Below are 13,364 nucleotides of genomic sequence, written 5' to 3'. Positions count from 1 at the left end.
CTCCTTTCAAACAAAGGGGCAAAAGCCCCTTTGCTTCTTTCCTTTTAAAGATAACCTTTTTCTTTTAGACTGACATAATTTCCGGTATAGCTCACAATTACATGGTCAAGAACTTCTATTCCGATTATCCTTCCGGCTTCTGCAAGTCGCTTTGTAACCTCTATATCTTCTCGGCTTGGTGTCGTGTCTCCACATGGGTGCTGATGACTGACGATAATAGAAGCCGCATTGTTAAGGATTGCCGCTTTCATCACTTCGCGTGGATGAACAATACTTGCGTTTAAGCTTCCGACATGCGCTCTGTGAAGCCCAACCACTTCATTTTTGTATTGAGCATCATCACAAGAAAAACCTCTCTGTCCTCGTCTGCGATGTATGCTGTCGCTAATTCTGCCACATTTTTTTGATTGTAAATTTTATGAACAACAAACGATGCTGAAACTTCTCTGATTTCCTGCTTAATACGAAGCACTTCAAAAATCGGTTGCATCAAATAACTCCTCCTTTGATTTTTCTCCTTGCCTTCCGAAGCAATTTAGTTCCCCAAAGGGGGATTATTTTGCCCTTTGGCATGGAGAACGAAAAACACGCATAGACAGACAGTCAAGGGATTAAGCACAAAAAGTTTTTTGCCCCTTGAACGGCCTGGCTCGACGACTTAGCTTCCAGTAGGTTGAGGGCGCAGCCTAGGAGGCTCGACCTGCTGGAAGGTTAGTCGGCTTTGTGATGTTTTACGATTCGGAAGGCAAAGGGCAAAGTTTAATCGTAGGAACACAGCAAGCGACCCGAATTCCTGGCGTTAGCCGGGAATTTTCCTTTTTCCTTCCTTGTATGAGCTTTAAAAGGTCTTCCACGTCATCGTTCGGGCGTTAAGAAATCGACAGGAACCTACGGAATGTAGGCGAAACAAAAGCCGTACAGTCCGTGGTTATCGGTGATTTTAGACCGAAGCGAGATGCTTACGAGCTGTTCGCGACAATAGGAACTTACAGATCGTTAGCAGACCCTTGCGGTGACCCCAAAGATTATGAAACTTAAAAAACAATAAAAAAAGGAAGGAATAATCTCCTTCCTAAAAAACATGTTTATGAAATGCGCTAGAACGAAGCGAAATGCTATTTCCTTTGCTTTCCGATCAGTCCGTAGTGCTGACGCCCAAAGAAAAATATTTTTGTACTTTTTTGTATTTTTATAGAAAATTTCGTAAAAAAGTATTTAGAATATTCAAAATTTTTGTATAATATTATAAAGAACGATTTTATTGCACTAAATGGTTAAAAAATAATGGATGATTAGGGGAATTTGTATGATGTTTAGTACTTCAACCAACGAATTAGAAGAAAGAATTAATCAGCTTAAAAAAGAATTGATCCAGATCTCTGAAGAAACCGGCTTAAATAGCTATGACACCCTTTATTGCAGTCAGAAATTAGACCAACTAATCACGATGTACCAAAAACAATTACAACTTTCTCATAAAAAATAAAGATAGAAAAATGAAAAAGTCCTTCCAATTTTATTCAAGCGTTACAAAAGAGATCATTCCGTCCAGCTGCATAGCAGCTGATGGAACGAAGAGTACTGTATCATTGAGCAGCTTTGATACTGTCTCCTTTTTGGGGTTGTTTTAGCTAACGGATGTCAATAAAGGTATTGTTATTATTCCTTCCTATTCCACTTATCTAACCAATCCTGAATAGATTCTGATATATTGCTCGCCCCAATCTTTAACTCGTCAAAAAGAAAAGAAAGCAACGCACTCCATGAAATCTCTTCCTCATAAGGATTATTTGTATTAATGAATTTCATTACTTTTTTTAGTTCTCTCATACGGCCATCATCAAGATGCTGTTTCAGATAGTCACGAACATACTCATTAATGAAATCCGAATTCCGGATACTTGCATCCAAAAGTAATGCGGTTGCACGAGAAGGTGTAACATCAAGCGCATAAGCAAGGGCGGTTAAATTCTCATAAGTTCCTTGAGGTAAGCGTATTGTAATACGCTCGACACTGGCCAGCTGAAGATCACTTTCGTAAAGAAGGGCGGTCCAGGTCTCCCATGTATAAAGTATTCTTCAATCGGACAGGTCTTCGGAAATGCTGCGATAAATAATCCATCACTTTCCTTGAAACAAGCCCGGCCTCACAAATGGTCTCGGCCACATCTTTAACCGGCGTATTTGTTATATAAGATATCCTGTAAATGCATTCTTTAAGTTGAATGGTGATTGTCGGTTTCACATCTCGTTTTTTATCTGATCGGGTACGTCTCTCCTTCTCTTTTTTCATCGTTTCCCTCATTAGCTTTAGGACACTGTCTTTTTGTCCCTGGTTTACTACATGTATATGGGGAAGGATCGGGGAGAATGTATATTTTTTCCATTCCTGGTGAAGATGGATAAAAAGAAAACTGGATCAACCTGAAAGGAGAAAAACAGATGAAGAAACAAGAGGCTGCCGCATTGGCTAAGAAAATGATTGATAACGCAAACAAATATGGACTTCCACTTAAAAAGAAGAAGAAAAAATAACGCCTAAACTAGGCGTTATTTTATTTTTAAAGTTTATTCCAATAATAGAAATAGGTGTAAATTCCCAATCTGTTCATTAGCATAATTACGAAATATAAGGACCATAAGAATGAAAAATAAGTCTGGGACACTTAGAAACTGTCCTAGACTTAAACTCAAATCTCCTGTAAGAAAAACCCCTTTCAACTATCTACACTTCCTCATACCATGCAAACAAACTTTCATCTGTTTGCTTATGCCTGCTTTAACCAAAAAACGAAAGATAAATATAAATAAGACATAATTTGTGTCTTTATATATAGTTACATTTATATATAAGTTTCTAAAGGGGCTGACTCAAAACATCGCTTTTAAGCGATGTATGAGTCAGCCCCTTCTGAGAGGTAACTATCATGGACCTGGCTACGGGAAGATAATATTATCTCTTGTACAAAATATGCACAAAGGAGAAAAAAGAATAGACGAGTGTTGAGGTAAACATAAAATCTCTAAAAAGAAAAAGGGGTCTAGACCTCATACATTCGTTTATCTTTGATCTTCTTCATCGATTGAAACATCGTTTGTATATCGTTGTGACGTGAATCAGTCATGATATTCCTCTCCGTCCGTTGTATTGCATTTTATTTTTCGACAAAGAGGTGTTGTAGACCTTTAATTCAACTTCCGTGTTTTTAAGGCAGGGATTGCCCCCTACCTTTTTATAATGGAGAAACAAAGAATAAATTTCCTGATATGTCTGAAATAACTCTCTAATTCATTGGTGGAATGACCAAAAATAATTAAAATTATCCTTAACGAAAATCGGAATGGAAATGAAAAACAACTTTTACACATATGTGTCTAGGAGTTATAAGCATGATTATGTTTCACGTCTTCCAAAACATTGGGATGACAATCGGACTTTTGCCGATTACCGGAATACCGCTACCGTTTATCAGCTACGGAGGAAGCTCATTAATGGTTAACATGCTTGCGATCGGGTTAATATTTTTCAATGGTATAACTATGTGAAAAAACTATGCCGACAACCGTTGGAAAGGAGCAGCAAGTTAGAAGTACCCTGGTAATAGGTTTGCCCCCCCTTCCTAGAAGGAAAAAGATAGTCGTCGTCCTCCATATCTGCCGTATATAGAGCAATTTCGTTTTGTAAGGTAGCGTTTATATTTATCTGTTTTGCCTTCCTTAATCCGATATATTCTTTCCCACGAACATCCTTGACCTTTAACTGCAGCATATCACTAATACGCAACCCGCAGTTAATTCCCATGACAAAAAGAAAATAGTCTCGTTTAGACTGATCTTTTAAAATCTGCTTTATTTCTTCCACTTTCTCCCTACTTCTGATCGGCTGAACAGTCATACTTTTGTAGCCACTCATTTTTCCTCCTCCTATGTAACATTTTTATACAAAACGATACATTTAAAAGTAATAAAATTTACTAATTACCCAGAAAAACATTGATATAACGGATTTTTACGTCGTTTTTCACATTCGGTTATTTTCTAGGACTAAAATTGCAGAAGCGTGGTACAATCATAGAGTTACAGAGAGAGGGGGAAAACACATGCCAGAATCAGACGCTATAAAGTTTGAACGCAAGCGAATCCGTAAGTTTGAGAAAGAAATGGCGCTTCGCGCATGGTCAAAGGAGAAAGACGAATTAGCAAAAGGCTGGATTGATGATGAAGCCAAACAAAAAGCACGTAAACTTAAGCAAGGCGCTATCTACCTGTGTAAACTAGGAGAGAATATCGGTTCAGAAATGAACACAGATGAAGGAGGACTACGTCCTGTCCTTGTTGTTTCTAACGATACCATTAACAATACAGCCGATAACGTAGCTATCGTACCACTATCTAAGCAATTAAAGTACTATCTGAATCGTAAGAAGCAAAAAATGCCGCGATATAACAGCCATTATTTTCTTTTCAAAAAGCATTATCCGTTCTTAAACTACGATTCTGCTGTTAAGTGTGAAGAAATCCGCAGCGTTAGCAAAATTCGTATAGACAGAAAACTTGGTAACGTGGAGCCTAAAGTGCTGCAGAAAATATTAACCTGTATAAACTGGGTTACAACTGGAAAAAAATAATCCTACAGGGTTCAATTAGGCCGGACAGGCCTTGACAGTTAAACGCCACAACTTGTATACTTAAGTTACAAATTTATTTCGTCCACCTAGTTGTGGACCCGCACGATATATTTTAATTCGTGATTAGATTCTTGCGAGGGAGTAATTGAAAAATTGCTCCCTTCGTTTATATTTGCCTCTTTCGGGTATAGTTTTTACATAACACGAATAAACTATCTTTACTTCACCTGCAAATGCAGGTAATCCACTGCTCATAGAAGCAGAACCTGTTCGCCTACCTTAGCGTAGGCCCGACCCTCAGTCTTTGACTGGGGGTTTTACTTTGCCACTAAAAACAAAAAAAGACAAGTGCATTCGGTTACACTCATCTTACATACTCCAAAAGTCATGCTGTTTTACGTTAGGATCAATCTCCTTTAACGCTTTTATTATCTTCTTATCATTCTTAAGTGTTGGTTCTCTTTCATCGTCGTTGACCAACTGGCTGATAACGGCTTACCCCGCTTTTCTCTGCGATCCACTCCTGCTTTAAACCTTTTCGTCTATCCACTTACCGAATTTCGAACGTCTCTTTCCCAGTCCGAACATGTTCCTCACTCTCCTTTACTACCGTTCTGGCCAAAAATCAACTACTTATACATTTTTTCAATTAATTAAATTTTTCTTCAAAAAACTAGAATAATGGACAAGCAAAAGTGACGTAGGCTTTAGCAGACAACAAATTCCGAACTATTTACCGCAATAAGACCCTTTAGCAGTTCCGGCTTTTTTAAAAAAGGCGTACCGAATGGCTGGCCGTAATACCGTACCGATTATTTATCCTGGTAGGAATTCAGAAAGGAACTAAAAAACACAGTAGTTGCAACATTTAAGCCGTTTTTATTCTTTCCGTTTGCATAGCTTTCATTAGACGCTGATCGCGATCGTTTAAGCGTTCTTCAATGTATTTTTGCTGTCTATCCAACCTTTCAAGCAATTCTCGGTTAAATTGTTCCTGTCTTTCGATATGATCCAAAAGGGATTGAATGATTTCATCAGAACGCATTAAATCACGCGCTTCTTCTTTCGTTTCCGTAAGAACGGCTGGCGTTATCGATTTGGACGGCCCGCCTGTATACTTTGATGTTACAATCTTTGCGGCGTTATCTAGTGTAAAATTCTCTTTATCCGGTACTACTTCTTTACCAATTCTGAATTTGCTAAATTTAAATTGTTTTGAATGAATAATCAAACTATTATTGTTTCTATTTCTTCCAAACATTCCTAGAATATTTTGATTCCTTCTTCCACCTCTTAATAAAGAAAGCATTTGAAAATAATTCATTCATACCCCTCATACAAAATTGTTTTAAAGAAGAGATAAAATATAGATGATAATTTTTTGACGACATTCTTCGAAATATAGGAATAAGTTTATGAATAAAACTTAAATAAATTTTATTGTATTAACGACAAAAGCCAATCCTTAATATCTAAAGTACGTAAGTGATTGGGGGTTGAATTAGTGCCAGTAATAATCAGTGACACTAGAGAATCTTGTTTGTGTAACCCTCCATGACTAGCACCACCAACATGTGTAGGAGAGCCCTCACCTATGAATTCATGACCAGGTTTTGCACTTACAATAATGTATTTACCTTCATGTGAGAAAAATGGAGCATATAACCTTGCCAATGCATCAGGGTAATCACCATATTTGATTCTTTTATTCATAATTTCGAGATCTAATATCTCATTATTCCCCTCTATATACCAAGATTGTCCATACTCATCAACAAAATCCCCTTCAGGATGAAAATGGAAATAACCACCATGAATCCCAGATGTTACTGTTATCGTTTTTTCCCTTTTTAATGCAATAACATCAATTCGATTATCTGTTTGCAGTATCCTTGCTATATCGTCTAAAGGCACCTTTTGGGTGTCAAGAGAATAGATAAAAGACATTCTCTCGTTAACACTTAGAACAATTTCATCTTGTGGAGTAATCCCCTTGTTTAACTTTACTATTTGATATGGGCTTAAAAGCTTTCTTAAATCTATTAAAGCTTTATTACGATTTTTATCGATCCACGCTTGACCATTATCACCAAGAATAATCCAGATGTTGTTGGCAAGAGCATCATCCCATGACTGATACTGATTTAGGACTTTTTGTAATTCTTTATCTACCTTTTGAATTCCTTTTATATCAGTTCTCCCATTTTTATGTATACTTTGATCTAAATCAGGAAAATAAGCGATCGTAAAAGCAGGTAGTTTGTTTTGACTTATAAGATATTTTAGTTCATTTGCTGAAAATTTATCGTTGAATCCATACTTTTGCCAAAAAAGAGAATTCTTTTTTAAAGGGTTTAGTCTATGCATTGCTCCATATGAGAATAAATCCGGTGAATACGACTTTACCTTCCTATTTAACCCTGTAAACAACGATAAGAGAAAAGGTATTTTCAATTCGCTAGGGTTACTTCCCCTATATAAAAGGGCATTTATTGAAGCAGTTTGAATTCCCTTATCTTTTAAAATTTCATGAATTGTTTTATGCTGCTTGCTTAAATGTTCATGATTTATATTATAGAATATGTCTTCCATGAATTGCTTTAATCCCAGTTTAATGAGTTCTCTAACATGGCTTCCGTAATTAACAATTCTTTTTTCTTTTTGGTTATACCAAACTAAGCCTGGAACTTTGTGTTTATCACAGGATACACCCGTTAATAACGTACTATCGACATTGACTGACATTGTCGGAAACGGACTAACAAGATTAGAAAAATAACGGCCATTTTCAATAAAAAATTGTAAGGCAGGAGCTTTTCCACTCTTTATCGCAGCTTGTAAGGAGGAATCCATTAATGTGTCAATAATAAGCATGATAATTCTTTTTTCCTGAGAATGGGTTGATATCATCATTCATTCTCCTTTCCATAAAAAACTTAACTTATTTGTTTTATTATTGAATATTTTACAAACAATTATAATTGTCATATTGAAAATATTCTTTTCTTTTATAAATTTTTCTGAACTTATTAGCTAGAAGAAAGTGTTGCTTTTAACGGTAAGTGGTCAGTTTCTTTTGGTATTTTTGTTACAACTTCTGCTTCAATAACCCATATATTGGAACTGACAAATATATAGTCCAATCTTAAACTTGATCAAAGCGATGGATAAGTATATCCTTCTCCATTGCCTGCAAGGTGCTAAACGTCTTGATACTCATTGGTTATTTTCCTCCACCCTCTTGATCTGGGCCTCATATTACAATCTCCATGATTATCATTGGATGAGAATAGTAGAAAAATGTCTATCAACTTCGTTAAGACCAATGATGTCTGCATCACTTTTTGCAATCACTTCAGCAATTCTGTAAAGATCCATTCATTTATCAATTCACCTGTCATGATGAATGTTGTAGGTCATGATCTTAATTTCCAAAAAATCCTCACCTCTAAGTAGAATAGTAAATCTTTTCAAAAAACAAACTAATTCTAAATCAACAACGGAAAAAGGGTGTACACCGTGAATAAAAAAGTAATTATTTTATCTGAATGTATTGGGAATGGCCATACAAAAGCTGCAGAAGCGTTGATGCAAGGAATTTCTCATCTTGCTCCTTCTATACATACACAAATATTAGAGGCAGGACAGGTACTTCATCCTATTACTACAAAACTTTTAGTAGGTTCTTATCTTAAAATGAACTCACTGTCACCATCATTATGGAGAAAAATGTATCATTATAAACACAACGTTCCTCTATCCAATTGGAAGAAATTTATCATTTATCTAATGTTTCATAGACAAATTGAAGATCTTCTTGAACAAGAAAAACCTAACCTTATCATCTGTACACATCCATTTACTACCTCATCTATATCGCGACTAAAGAGACTAGGGTATCCGTTTACTCTTTGTACGGTGTTAACAGATTTTCATGTTCACGGGGCATGGGTTCATTCTGAGGTAGATGTTTATTTAGTATCGAGTGAGGATGCGTATAATCAATTAATCAATATGGGAGTTCCAAAAAATCATATTGCAGTTACAGGCATGCCTATAAGATCTAATTTTTGGATTAAGAAAAATAAACAAGAAATGCGAAAAAAATTAAGGTTGAAAAATATTCCTTCAGTTATGGTCATGGGAGGAGGTTTAGGATTAGGAGGAATCAAAGAACTTTCCCATGCCCTTTTAAAATGGAAAGAAAATATTCAGATAATAATTTGTACTGGGAATAATGAAACATTAAGAAGAACTTTATCAAGAAATGAAAAATTTCATCATCCCCATGTCCGGATTTTAGGGTTTGTTGATCTCATTGATGAGTGGATGGAAGCAACTGATTTACTTATTACAAAAGCAGGTGGATTGACCTGTTTTGAAGCAATGTCAAAGGGCCTTCCAATGTATATTTATCAACCATTCCCAGGTCATGAGGAAAAAAATTGTGAGTTTTTAGTAAATAATCATCTAGCTATAAAAATTGATGACATAACTAATCTCGATAAAGTGATTGAAAAATTACTTTTCTCTCCCGAAGAGATGAAATCTTTATATGATCGAATGAGGAAATTTCAACTTAAAATAGATCCGTTGGCAAGTGCAGAATTTATTGTTAACCAGTTCCTATGATAACCAGTTCCTATGACTATTTATTTTTATCCACAATTTTTATTTCTTCTCTTTATAACTTTTAGGAATTGAGGGTAAATTATTGTAACAAGTGAAAATTTCGATATAGGAACTTACATACGATCTGGAGGAATATCTAATAATGAAATTACAAAATAGGAATCATCAAAGAATACATCCTAGCAAATGCCAAAACTGTTTATGGAGATCAGGATCAGTTTGCCTTTTCCAAACATGTATAAAAGATAAAAGTGTAGACTTAATGTATATTGAGATCTTACAAAAAGAACAAAGGGCTAAGTTGTCCGCAGACACCTTCGATGTCGGATAGTTTGCCAGTAGCAATGATGTGGCTCATGAATAATGGTCACCCGAAAGCGCTTCTGTACTCAAAACAGGACTACATAAAGAACAGTCTAAAGATCGTGGATACAAAATCAAAAAAAGAACTGACTGCCAGAGTGGAACAAAAAGAAAAGAATTCCTTTTCTCGACTATTTTGGAAAGTAACTATGGTCTAAGATAAAACCACACTTTTTTACATCTCTAGGGCGCTAAGCGCGCTCAAACGTAGATTGATCAACAATGTATAAAATCCTGCATAAAGGAAAAACGGATAAAGTGAACCCCCATGGGCACCAAATTTTTTTGTATAGATAAGTTCCTAGAAAAATCATTAAGTTACTGATACTGCTAAAAATTATAAATAAGTGTGTTCAAGAAAGGTATTCACTTTATAAAAGCTAAATGACTGTATTAAAATAAAAATGTTTGCTAAAAAATTAAATATATTGTAAAAAATGATTTCACAAAGAAACACCTCCTTCAATCATAATTAACACTATGATCGAATAGAGGTGTTTCCTTACTTAAGATTTTCTTATCAAAAAAGCTTTTAGTTACATGTGTTCATTCTTAAATTTTTAATATCTGATTTTAGAAAGTCTGTTGTTGCTGTAATTGTTGGGCACATTGTTGAGCAAGTTGTTGAATTTGTTGCAACTGTTGAGCGGCATTTTGTTCTCTTTGTGCAAAGTTCTGTAATTGCATGCCCATTTGAGTTTCATTTTGTCCTTGAGCTTGTTGTGCCTGTTGAGCATTTTGTTGCTCATTTTGTTGTAATTGTTGAGCAATTTGTTGGATTTGTTGAAGTGCCTGTTGTGCCTGTTGTGCAGCTTGTTGAATTCTTTGTGGCATATTCTTCACTCCTTATATGTATTAGATTACAAAATATATGGTTTCCTTTTTAATACATAAATATGTAAAAAAAATTGGGATTTGATGAAATTACTAGGCAAAATATCTAGCCCTAGGACATTCGTGGAAGTTCTATACTTTTGTCACTTGATAAAAAAAGAGAAGTTCCTTTTTTTATGGAGATGTATGCTAAAATTAGCTTTCTAACGAAATGAAACAATCTTTTGTATACACTCCATCATTCACTGCAAAATCCAACGCCATAACTTTTAAAACTGGCAAAGCTTATAATGTATTCTCCATTTTATCAAAAAAGCATCTGCTCGTTGGCAGATGCATATTTTTTGACGTGTTTCTTCCTATTACATATATTAATTCATCAACGTTTTTTCACATTTTTTGATTAGCTTCTAAAATGGAATTTATGAAACTAACAACATTTAAGAGCAATTACAGATCGACATATGGATTGAATCCGTTTCTTATGTGACCTTATTTGTGGCTCCTTGCTGTAATTAGTTTTTATTGGGCGAGTTGTCAAGTTGAGATATCCCTGCTTGGTAAAATTTTGTATTACCGAGCTTCTCTTTCTCTTCTTCTAAGACCAAACAAACCTAATAACCCTAATAAACCGAGCCACTCCCAATTGGTATCGTTATCATTTGTGTCTGTTGCTGTAGTTACATTCCGTGTCGTAACTTCATTATTGTTATTAGCTCTATTCATATTATTATTATCTTCAGCATGGGCAGGTATGCCTAAAGCCATAGTTAAAGTCAAAGTACATAATATAGAGGATAATTTTTTCTTCATGATTTCCCTCCTTTCTTAATAAATAATCTCCCCAGCTTCATTTGACACTATTCGTTATAAAACCACTCATGTAAAAATACTATATATTCCTTTAATAACCATCATTATAAATGACGAATAGCGTCATTCTTTTTAGGGATTATAAAAATGTGACCAAACATTGAGAAAGGAAGGTCGCTCAATGAAAATTTTTCAACTAGGGAGGACAATTATGGGAATTTTAAGTGATAATCCACAAAATGAACCGATGCACTATGGTGAAGTTTTTGGTGTTTGGAGTTATCTAGCTGGTACAAAAGGTTATTTAGCTGGGTACCAAACATTCATTAACCATGCTGGTGATACTGACCTTAAAAAGTTTCTTGAGGATACTATTCAAACTATGAAGCAAGAAATAGAACAGATTGAAAATTTGTTAAAAGTCAATGGTATTGGTCTACCACCTTCCCCACCTGAAAGACCATCAGCGTCATTAGAAAGTATTCCTGTTGGGGCTAGATTTAGTGACCCTGAAATTGCTGCGTCTGTATCTAAAGATATAGCAGCTGGACTAGTTGCATGCAGTCAAATTATGGGTCAGTCGATAAGAGAAGACATTGGTATAATGTTTGGACAATTCCATATCACAAAAGCACAATATGGAGTAAGATTATTACGGATAAATAAAGAAAAAGGGTGGTTAATTCCTCCACCTCTTCACGTACAAATACCTGAACCTACACACGTATAAAAAGTTTTCATTTAGCCTCCTCAAATCAGGGGGCTTTTTCGTTTTATATGGAAGGTAGAAAGCCTTGCTGAAAATCCCATATATACAGATTATTGTTTTTTTAAAACAAATTTTAACCATTTATGCAAAACTCGAACTGCTTATTAAAATGTTGCACCGTCTCTTATTACTAACAGCCCACTTAATTGATTTAATTACACGAAAAATCATACTTAGAAATATCTCAATAGACATGTCTAGGTCTATAATTCACACGTAATAAAATATTGAACTGATTGCAGGAACATAAAACACCTTTTATGGAGATTATCTTAATTTGATAAAATTTCTTTTACAATGATAAACCCATATTGGAATGGGGTTTTTAGCTTATTACAATTGTATTTGAAACACTCGATTAACACTACGTTTGTAAGCTATATGTATATTGTGGTCTTTATATAGTTAACATCTATTAAAGAATTTGTATTCTACAAGTTCTTTTAATTCCACATATTGACTACAAAACTAGCAATCTAGTACGTGAATTTATAAATGATAAGGAGGCGTAGGATTATGGAAGAGCAATTTTTTAAAATTAGTGATTTTGCAGCAAAAATAGGCAAGCACATTAACACAGTTGACGGGTGGTTTAAAAAGCTTGAGGAACAACACATTCATTATGTAAACAGGATAAACAATGAAAAAGTTTATGATCAACTGGATCTAAAGATTGCCTTATTCATTAAACAAAGACGGGAGCAAAAATGGTCCCTCGATGCCATCTTTGAGGATTTGGAGAATCATTTTGATTTACGTCCGTTTCCGATAGAGGAAGAACCGAAAAATGATGTTCTTGATCTAAATATAATAAAGCGCCAGATTGTAGAAGAAGTGAGAAAGGGGATAGAAGAAGTAGCTGGAGCATAGCTAAAGGAAATTAAAGATGAGTACGATAAATTAATTATGCAATATATGGTTCAAGTAGAAGAACAATATAAAAACATCATGAAACATTTACCTGATCCAGAAGAATCTCAAAAAAGAAGACAACAACAAATTTCTGATTTAATCACTAGAAGGCGAGTAGAATCGATTTTAAAACAAGAAGCACTAAAGCAATGGGAACAAAAACCTGAATCAGAACGACTTAAGAGGGTAGGGCTGTTTAGTAAAATTGAAGATGTTAACAAAAGGGATCGTTTTATCGAAGAATACATTGATCAACACTTTGAAGAATATATGAAGAAAGAATTTGGAATCAAATGAATCGTTAAAAACATTTTATTTTAGGTTATGGTGCAAAAATTTCAAGACAATTGAATTAATCTCTAAATCTTGGACATACTGATAATATAAAAAAGGGGTATGATCGGTATCGAAGC

At 34.9% G+C, this 13,364-nt stretch carries 13 protein-coding genes and 2 pseudogenes; 7 read left to right on the top strand and 8 right to left on the bottom strand.

Annotation, left to right across the window (positions count from 1 at the left end; translation table 11 throughout):
• Nucleotides 1–44: 44 nt before the first annotated feature.
• A pseudogene (locus tag BMMGA3_RS18600) lies at nt 45–490 on the bottom strand (JAB domain-containing protein).
• A gap of 798 nt (nt 491–1,288) precedes the next feature.
• Here BMMGA3_RS18600 and BMMGA3_RS02370 point away from each other — a divergent pair.
• Nucleotides 1,289–1,486: an aspartyl-phosphate phosphatase Spo0E family protein gene (locus BMMGA3_RS02370; protein ID WP_318533209.1), complete on the top strand. Its 198-nt coding sequence runs from the start codon at nt 1,289–1,291 to the stop codon at nt 1,484–1,486.
• A gap of 173 nt (nt 1,487–1,659) precedes the next feature.
• Here BMMGA3_RS02370 and BMMGA3_RS18135 read toward each other — a convergent pair whose 3' ends face one another.
• A complete protein-coding gene (locus BMMGA3_RS18135) occupies nt 1,660–1,911 on the bottom strand; it encodes a hypothetical protein (RefSeq protein WP_237712869.1) in 252 nt (83 codons plus the stop codon).
• A gap of 118 nt (nt 1,912–2,029) precedes the next feature.
• Entirely contained in the window at nt 2,030–2,293 is a 264-nt protein-coding gene (locus BMMGA3_RS18130; RefSeq protein ID WP_237712870.1) for a hypothetical protein, read from the bottom strand.
• Between the two features lie 1,033 nt (nt 2,294–3,326).
• Here BMMGA3_RS18130 and BMMGA3_RS16940 point away from each other — a divergent pair.
• A pseudogene (locus BMMGA3_RS16940) lies at nt 3,327–3,546 on the top strand (FtsW/RodA/SpoVE family cell cycle protein); the annotation flags it as partial.
• Here the strand turns inward: BMMGA3_RS16940 and BMMGA3_RS02360 are convergent.
• Nucleotides 3,539–3,913, bottom strand: coding sequence for a tyrosine-type recombinase/integrase (locus BMMGA3_RS02360; RefSeq protein WP_003348152.1), 375 nt, complete (start codon nt 3,911–3,913; stop codon nt 3,539–3,541). The pseudogene BMMGA3_RS16940 and the gene BMMGA3_RS02360 sit on opposite strands and share 8 nt — an antisense overlap.
• 187 nt (nt 3,914–4,100) lie before the next feature.
• Between BMMGA3_RS02360 and BMMGA3_RS02355 the strand changes: the two genes are divergently transcribed.
• Nucleotides 4,101–4,628, top strand: a complete 528-nt coding sequence (locus BMMGA3_RS02355; protein ID WP_003348153.1) for a type II toxin-antitoxin system PemK/MazF family toxin — start codon at nt 4,101–4,103, stop codon at nt 4,626–4,628.
• Between the two features lie 868 nt (nt 4,629–5,496).
• Here the strand turns inward: BMMGA3_RS02355 and BMMGA3_RS02350 are convergent.
• Both BMMGA3_RS02350 and BMMGA3_RS02345 read right to left on the bottom strand, forming a co-directional pair.
• Nucleotides 5,497–5,952 (bottom strand): hypothetical protein, encoded by a 456-nt coding sequence (locus BMMGA3_RS02350; protein WP_003348154.1) that lies wholly within the window; start codon nt 5,950–5,952, stop codon nt 5,497–5,499.
• 113 nt (nt 5,953–6,065) lie between these two features.
• Nucleotides 6,066–7,538 (bottom strand): alkaline phosphatase family protein, encoded by a 1,473-nt coding sequence (locus tag BMMGA3_RS02345; RefSeq protein ID WP_003348156.1) that lies wholly within the window; start codon nt 7,536–7,538, stop codon nt 6,066–6,068.
• 609 nt (nt 7,539–8,147) lie between these two features.
• On the opposite strand from BMMGA3_RS02345, the gene BMMGA3_RS02340 reads away from it, so the two are divergent.
• A complete protein-coding gene (locus tag BMMGA3_RS02340; RefSeq protein ID WP_003348160.1) occupies nt 8,148–9,260 on the top strand; it encodes an MGDG synthase family glycosyltransferase in 1,113 nt (370 codons plus the stop codon).
• Nucleotides 9,261–10,196: 936 nt separating this feature from the next.
• On the opposite strand, the gene BMMGA3_RS02325 is transcribed toward BMMGA3_RS02340, so the two are convergent.
• Together BMMGA3_RS02325 and BMMGA3_RS02320 are read right to left on the bottom strand one after the other, a co-directional pair.
• Complete coding sequence (locus BMMGA3_RS02325) at nt 10,197–10,457, bottom strand: hypothetical protein (RefSeq protein WP_003348166.1); 261 nt, start codon at nt 10,455–10,457, stop codon at nt 10,197–10,199.
• A gap of 573 nt (nt 10,458–11,030) precedes the next feature.
• Nucleotides 11,031–11,270, bottom strand: a complete 240-nt coding sequence (locus BMMGA3_RS02320) for a WGxxGxxG family protein (protein WP_003348170.1) — start codon at nt 11,268–11,270, stop codon at nt 11,031–11,033.
• Between the two features lie 211 nt (nt 11,271–11,481).
• Between BMMGA3_RS02320 and BMMGA3_RS02315 the strand changes: the two genes are divergently transcribed.
• The 3 genes from BMMGA3_RS02315 (at nt 11,482) to BMMGA3_RS16690 (ending at nt 13,248) form a co-directional block, all read left to right on the top strand.
• A complete protein-coding gene (locus BMMGA3_RS02315) occupies nt 11,482–12,000 on the top strand; it encodes a DUF3231 family protein (RefSeq protein ID WP_185762556.1) in 519 nt (172 codons plus the stop codon).
• A 555-nt stretch (nt 12,001–12,555) separates the two neighbouring features.
• Entirely contained in the window at nt 12,556–12,909 is a 354-nt protein-coding gene (locus BMMGA3_RS16695) for a hypothetical protein (protein WP_050943036.1), read from the top strand.
• 36 nt (nt 12,910–12,945) lie between these two features.
• Nucleotides 12,946–13,248, top strand: coding sequence for a hypothetical protein (locus tag BMMGA3_RS16690; protein WP_050943037.1), 303 nt, complete (start codon nt 12,946–12,948; stop codon nt 13,246–13,248).
• Nucleotides 13,249–13,364 lie beyond the last annotated feature (116 nt).

The organism is Bacillus methanolicus MGA3, assembly GCF_000724485.1.
Lineage (GTDB): Bacteria > Bacillota > Bacilli > Bacillales > Cytobacillaceae > Bacillus_Z > Bacillus_Z methanolicus_A.
This window is presented reverse-complemented; position numbering and strand designations above follow the sequence as displayed.

Excerpts from the sequence above, each read along its gene's own strand:
- BMMGA3_RS02355 (WP_003348153.1), top strand. The coding sequence starts at position 4,101 with ATGCCAGAATCAGACGCTATAAAGTTTGAACGCAAGCGAATCCGTAAG.
- BMMGA3_RS18130 (WP_237712870.1), bottom strand. The coding sequence starts at position 2,293 with ATGAAAAAAGAGAAGGAGAGACGTACCCGATCAGATAAAAAACGAGAT.
- BMMGA3_RS02370 (WP_318533209.1), top strand. The coding sequence starts at position 1,289 with ATGATTAGGGGAATTTGTATGATGTTTAGTACTTCAACCAACGAATTA.
- BMMGA3_RS02360 (WP_003348152.1), bottom strand. The coding sequence starts at position 3,913 with ATGAGTGGCTACAAAAGTATGACTGTTCAGCCGATCAGAAGTAGGGAG.
- BMMGA3_RS02320 (WP_003348170.1), bottom strand. The coding sequence starts at position 11,270 with ATGAAGAAAAAATTATCCTCTATATTATGTACTTTGACTTTAACTATG.
- BMMGA3_RS02350 (WP_003348154.1), bottom strand. The coding sequence starts at position 5,952 with ATGAATTATTTTCAAATGCTTTCTTTATTAAGAGGTGGAAGAAGGAAT.
- BMMGA3_RS16695 (WP_050943036.1), top strand. The coding sequence starts at position 12,556 with ATGGAAGAGCAATTTTTTAAAATTAGTGATTTTGCAGCAAAAATAGGC.
- BMMGA3_RS02345 (WP_003348156.1), bottom strand. The coding sequence starts at position 7,538 with ATGATATCAACCCATTCTCAGGAAAAAAGAATTATCATGCTTATTATT.
- BMMGA3_RS16690 (WP_050943037.1), top strand. The coding sequence starts at position 12,946 with ATGCAATATATGGTTCAAGTAGAAGAACAATATAAAAACATCATGAAA.
- BMMGA3_RS02325 (WP_003348166.1), bottom strand. The coding sequence starts at position 10,457 with ATGCCACAAAGAATTCAACAAGCTGCACAACAGGCACAACAGGCACTT.
- BMMGA3_RS02315 (WP_185762556.1), top strand. The coding sequence starts at position 11,482 with ATGGGAATTTTAAGTGATAATCCACAAAATGAACCGATGCACTATGGT.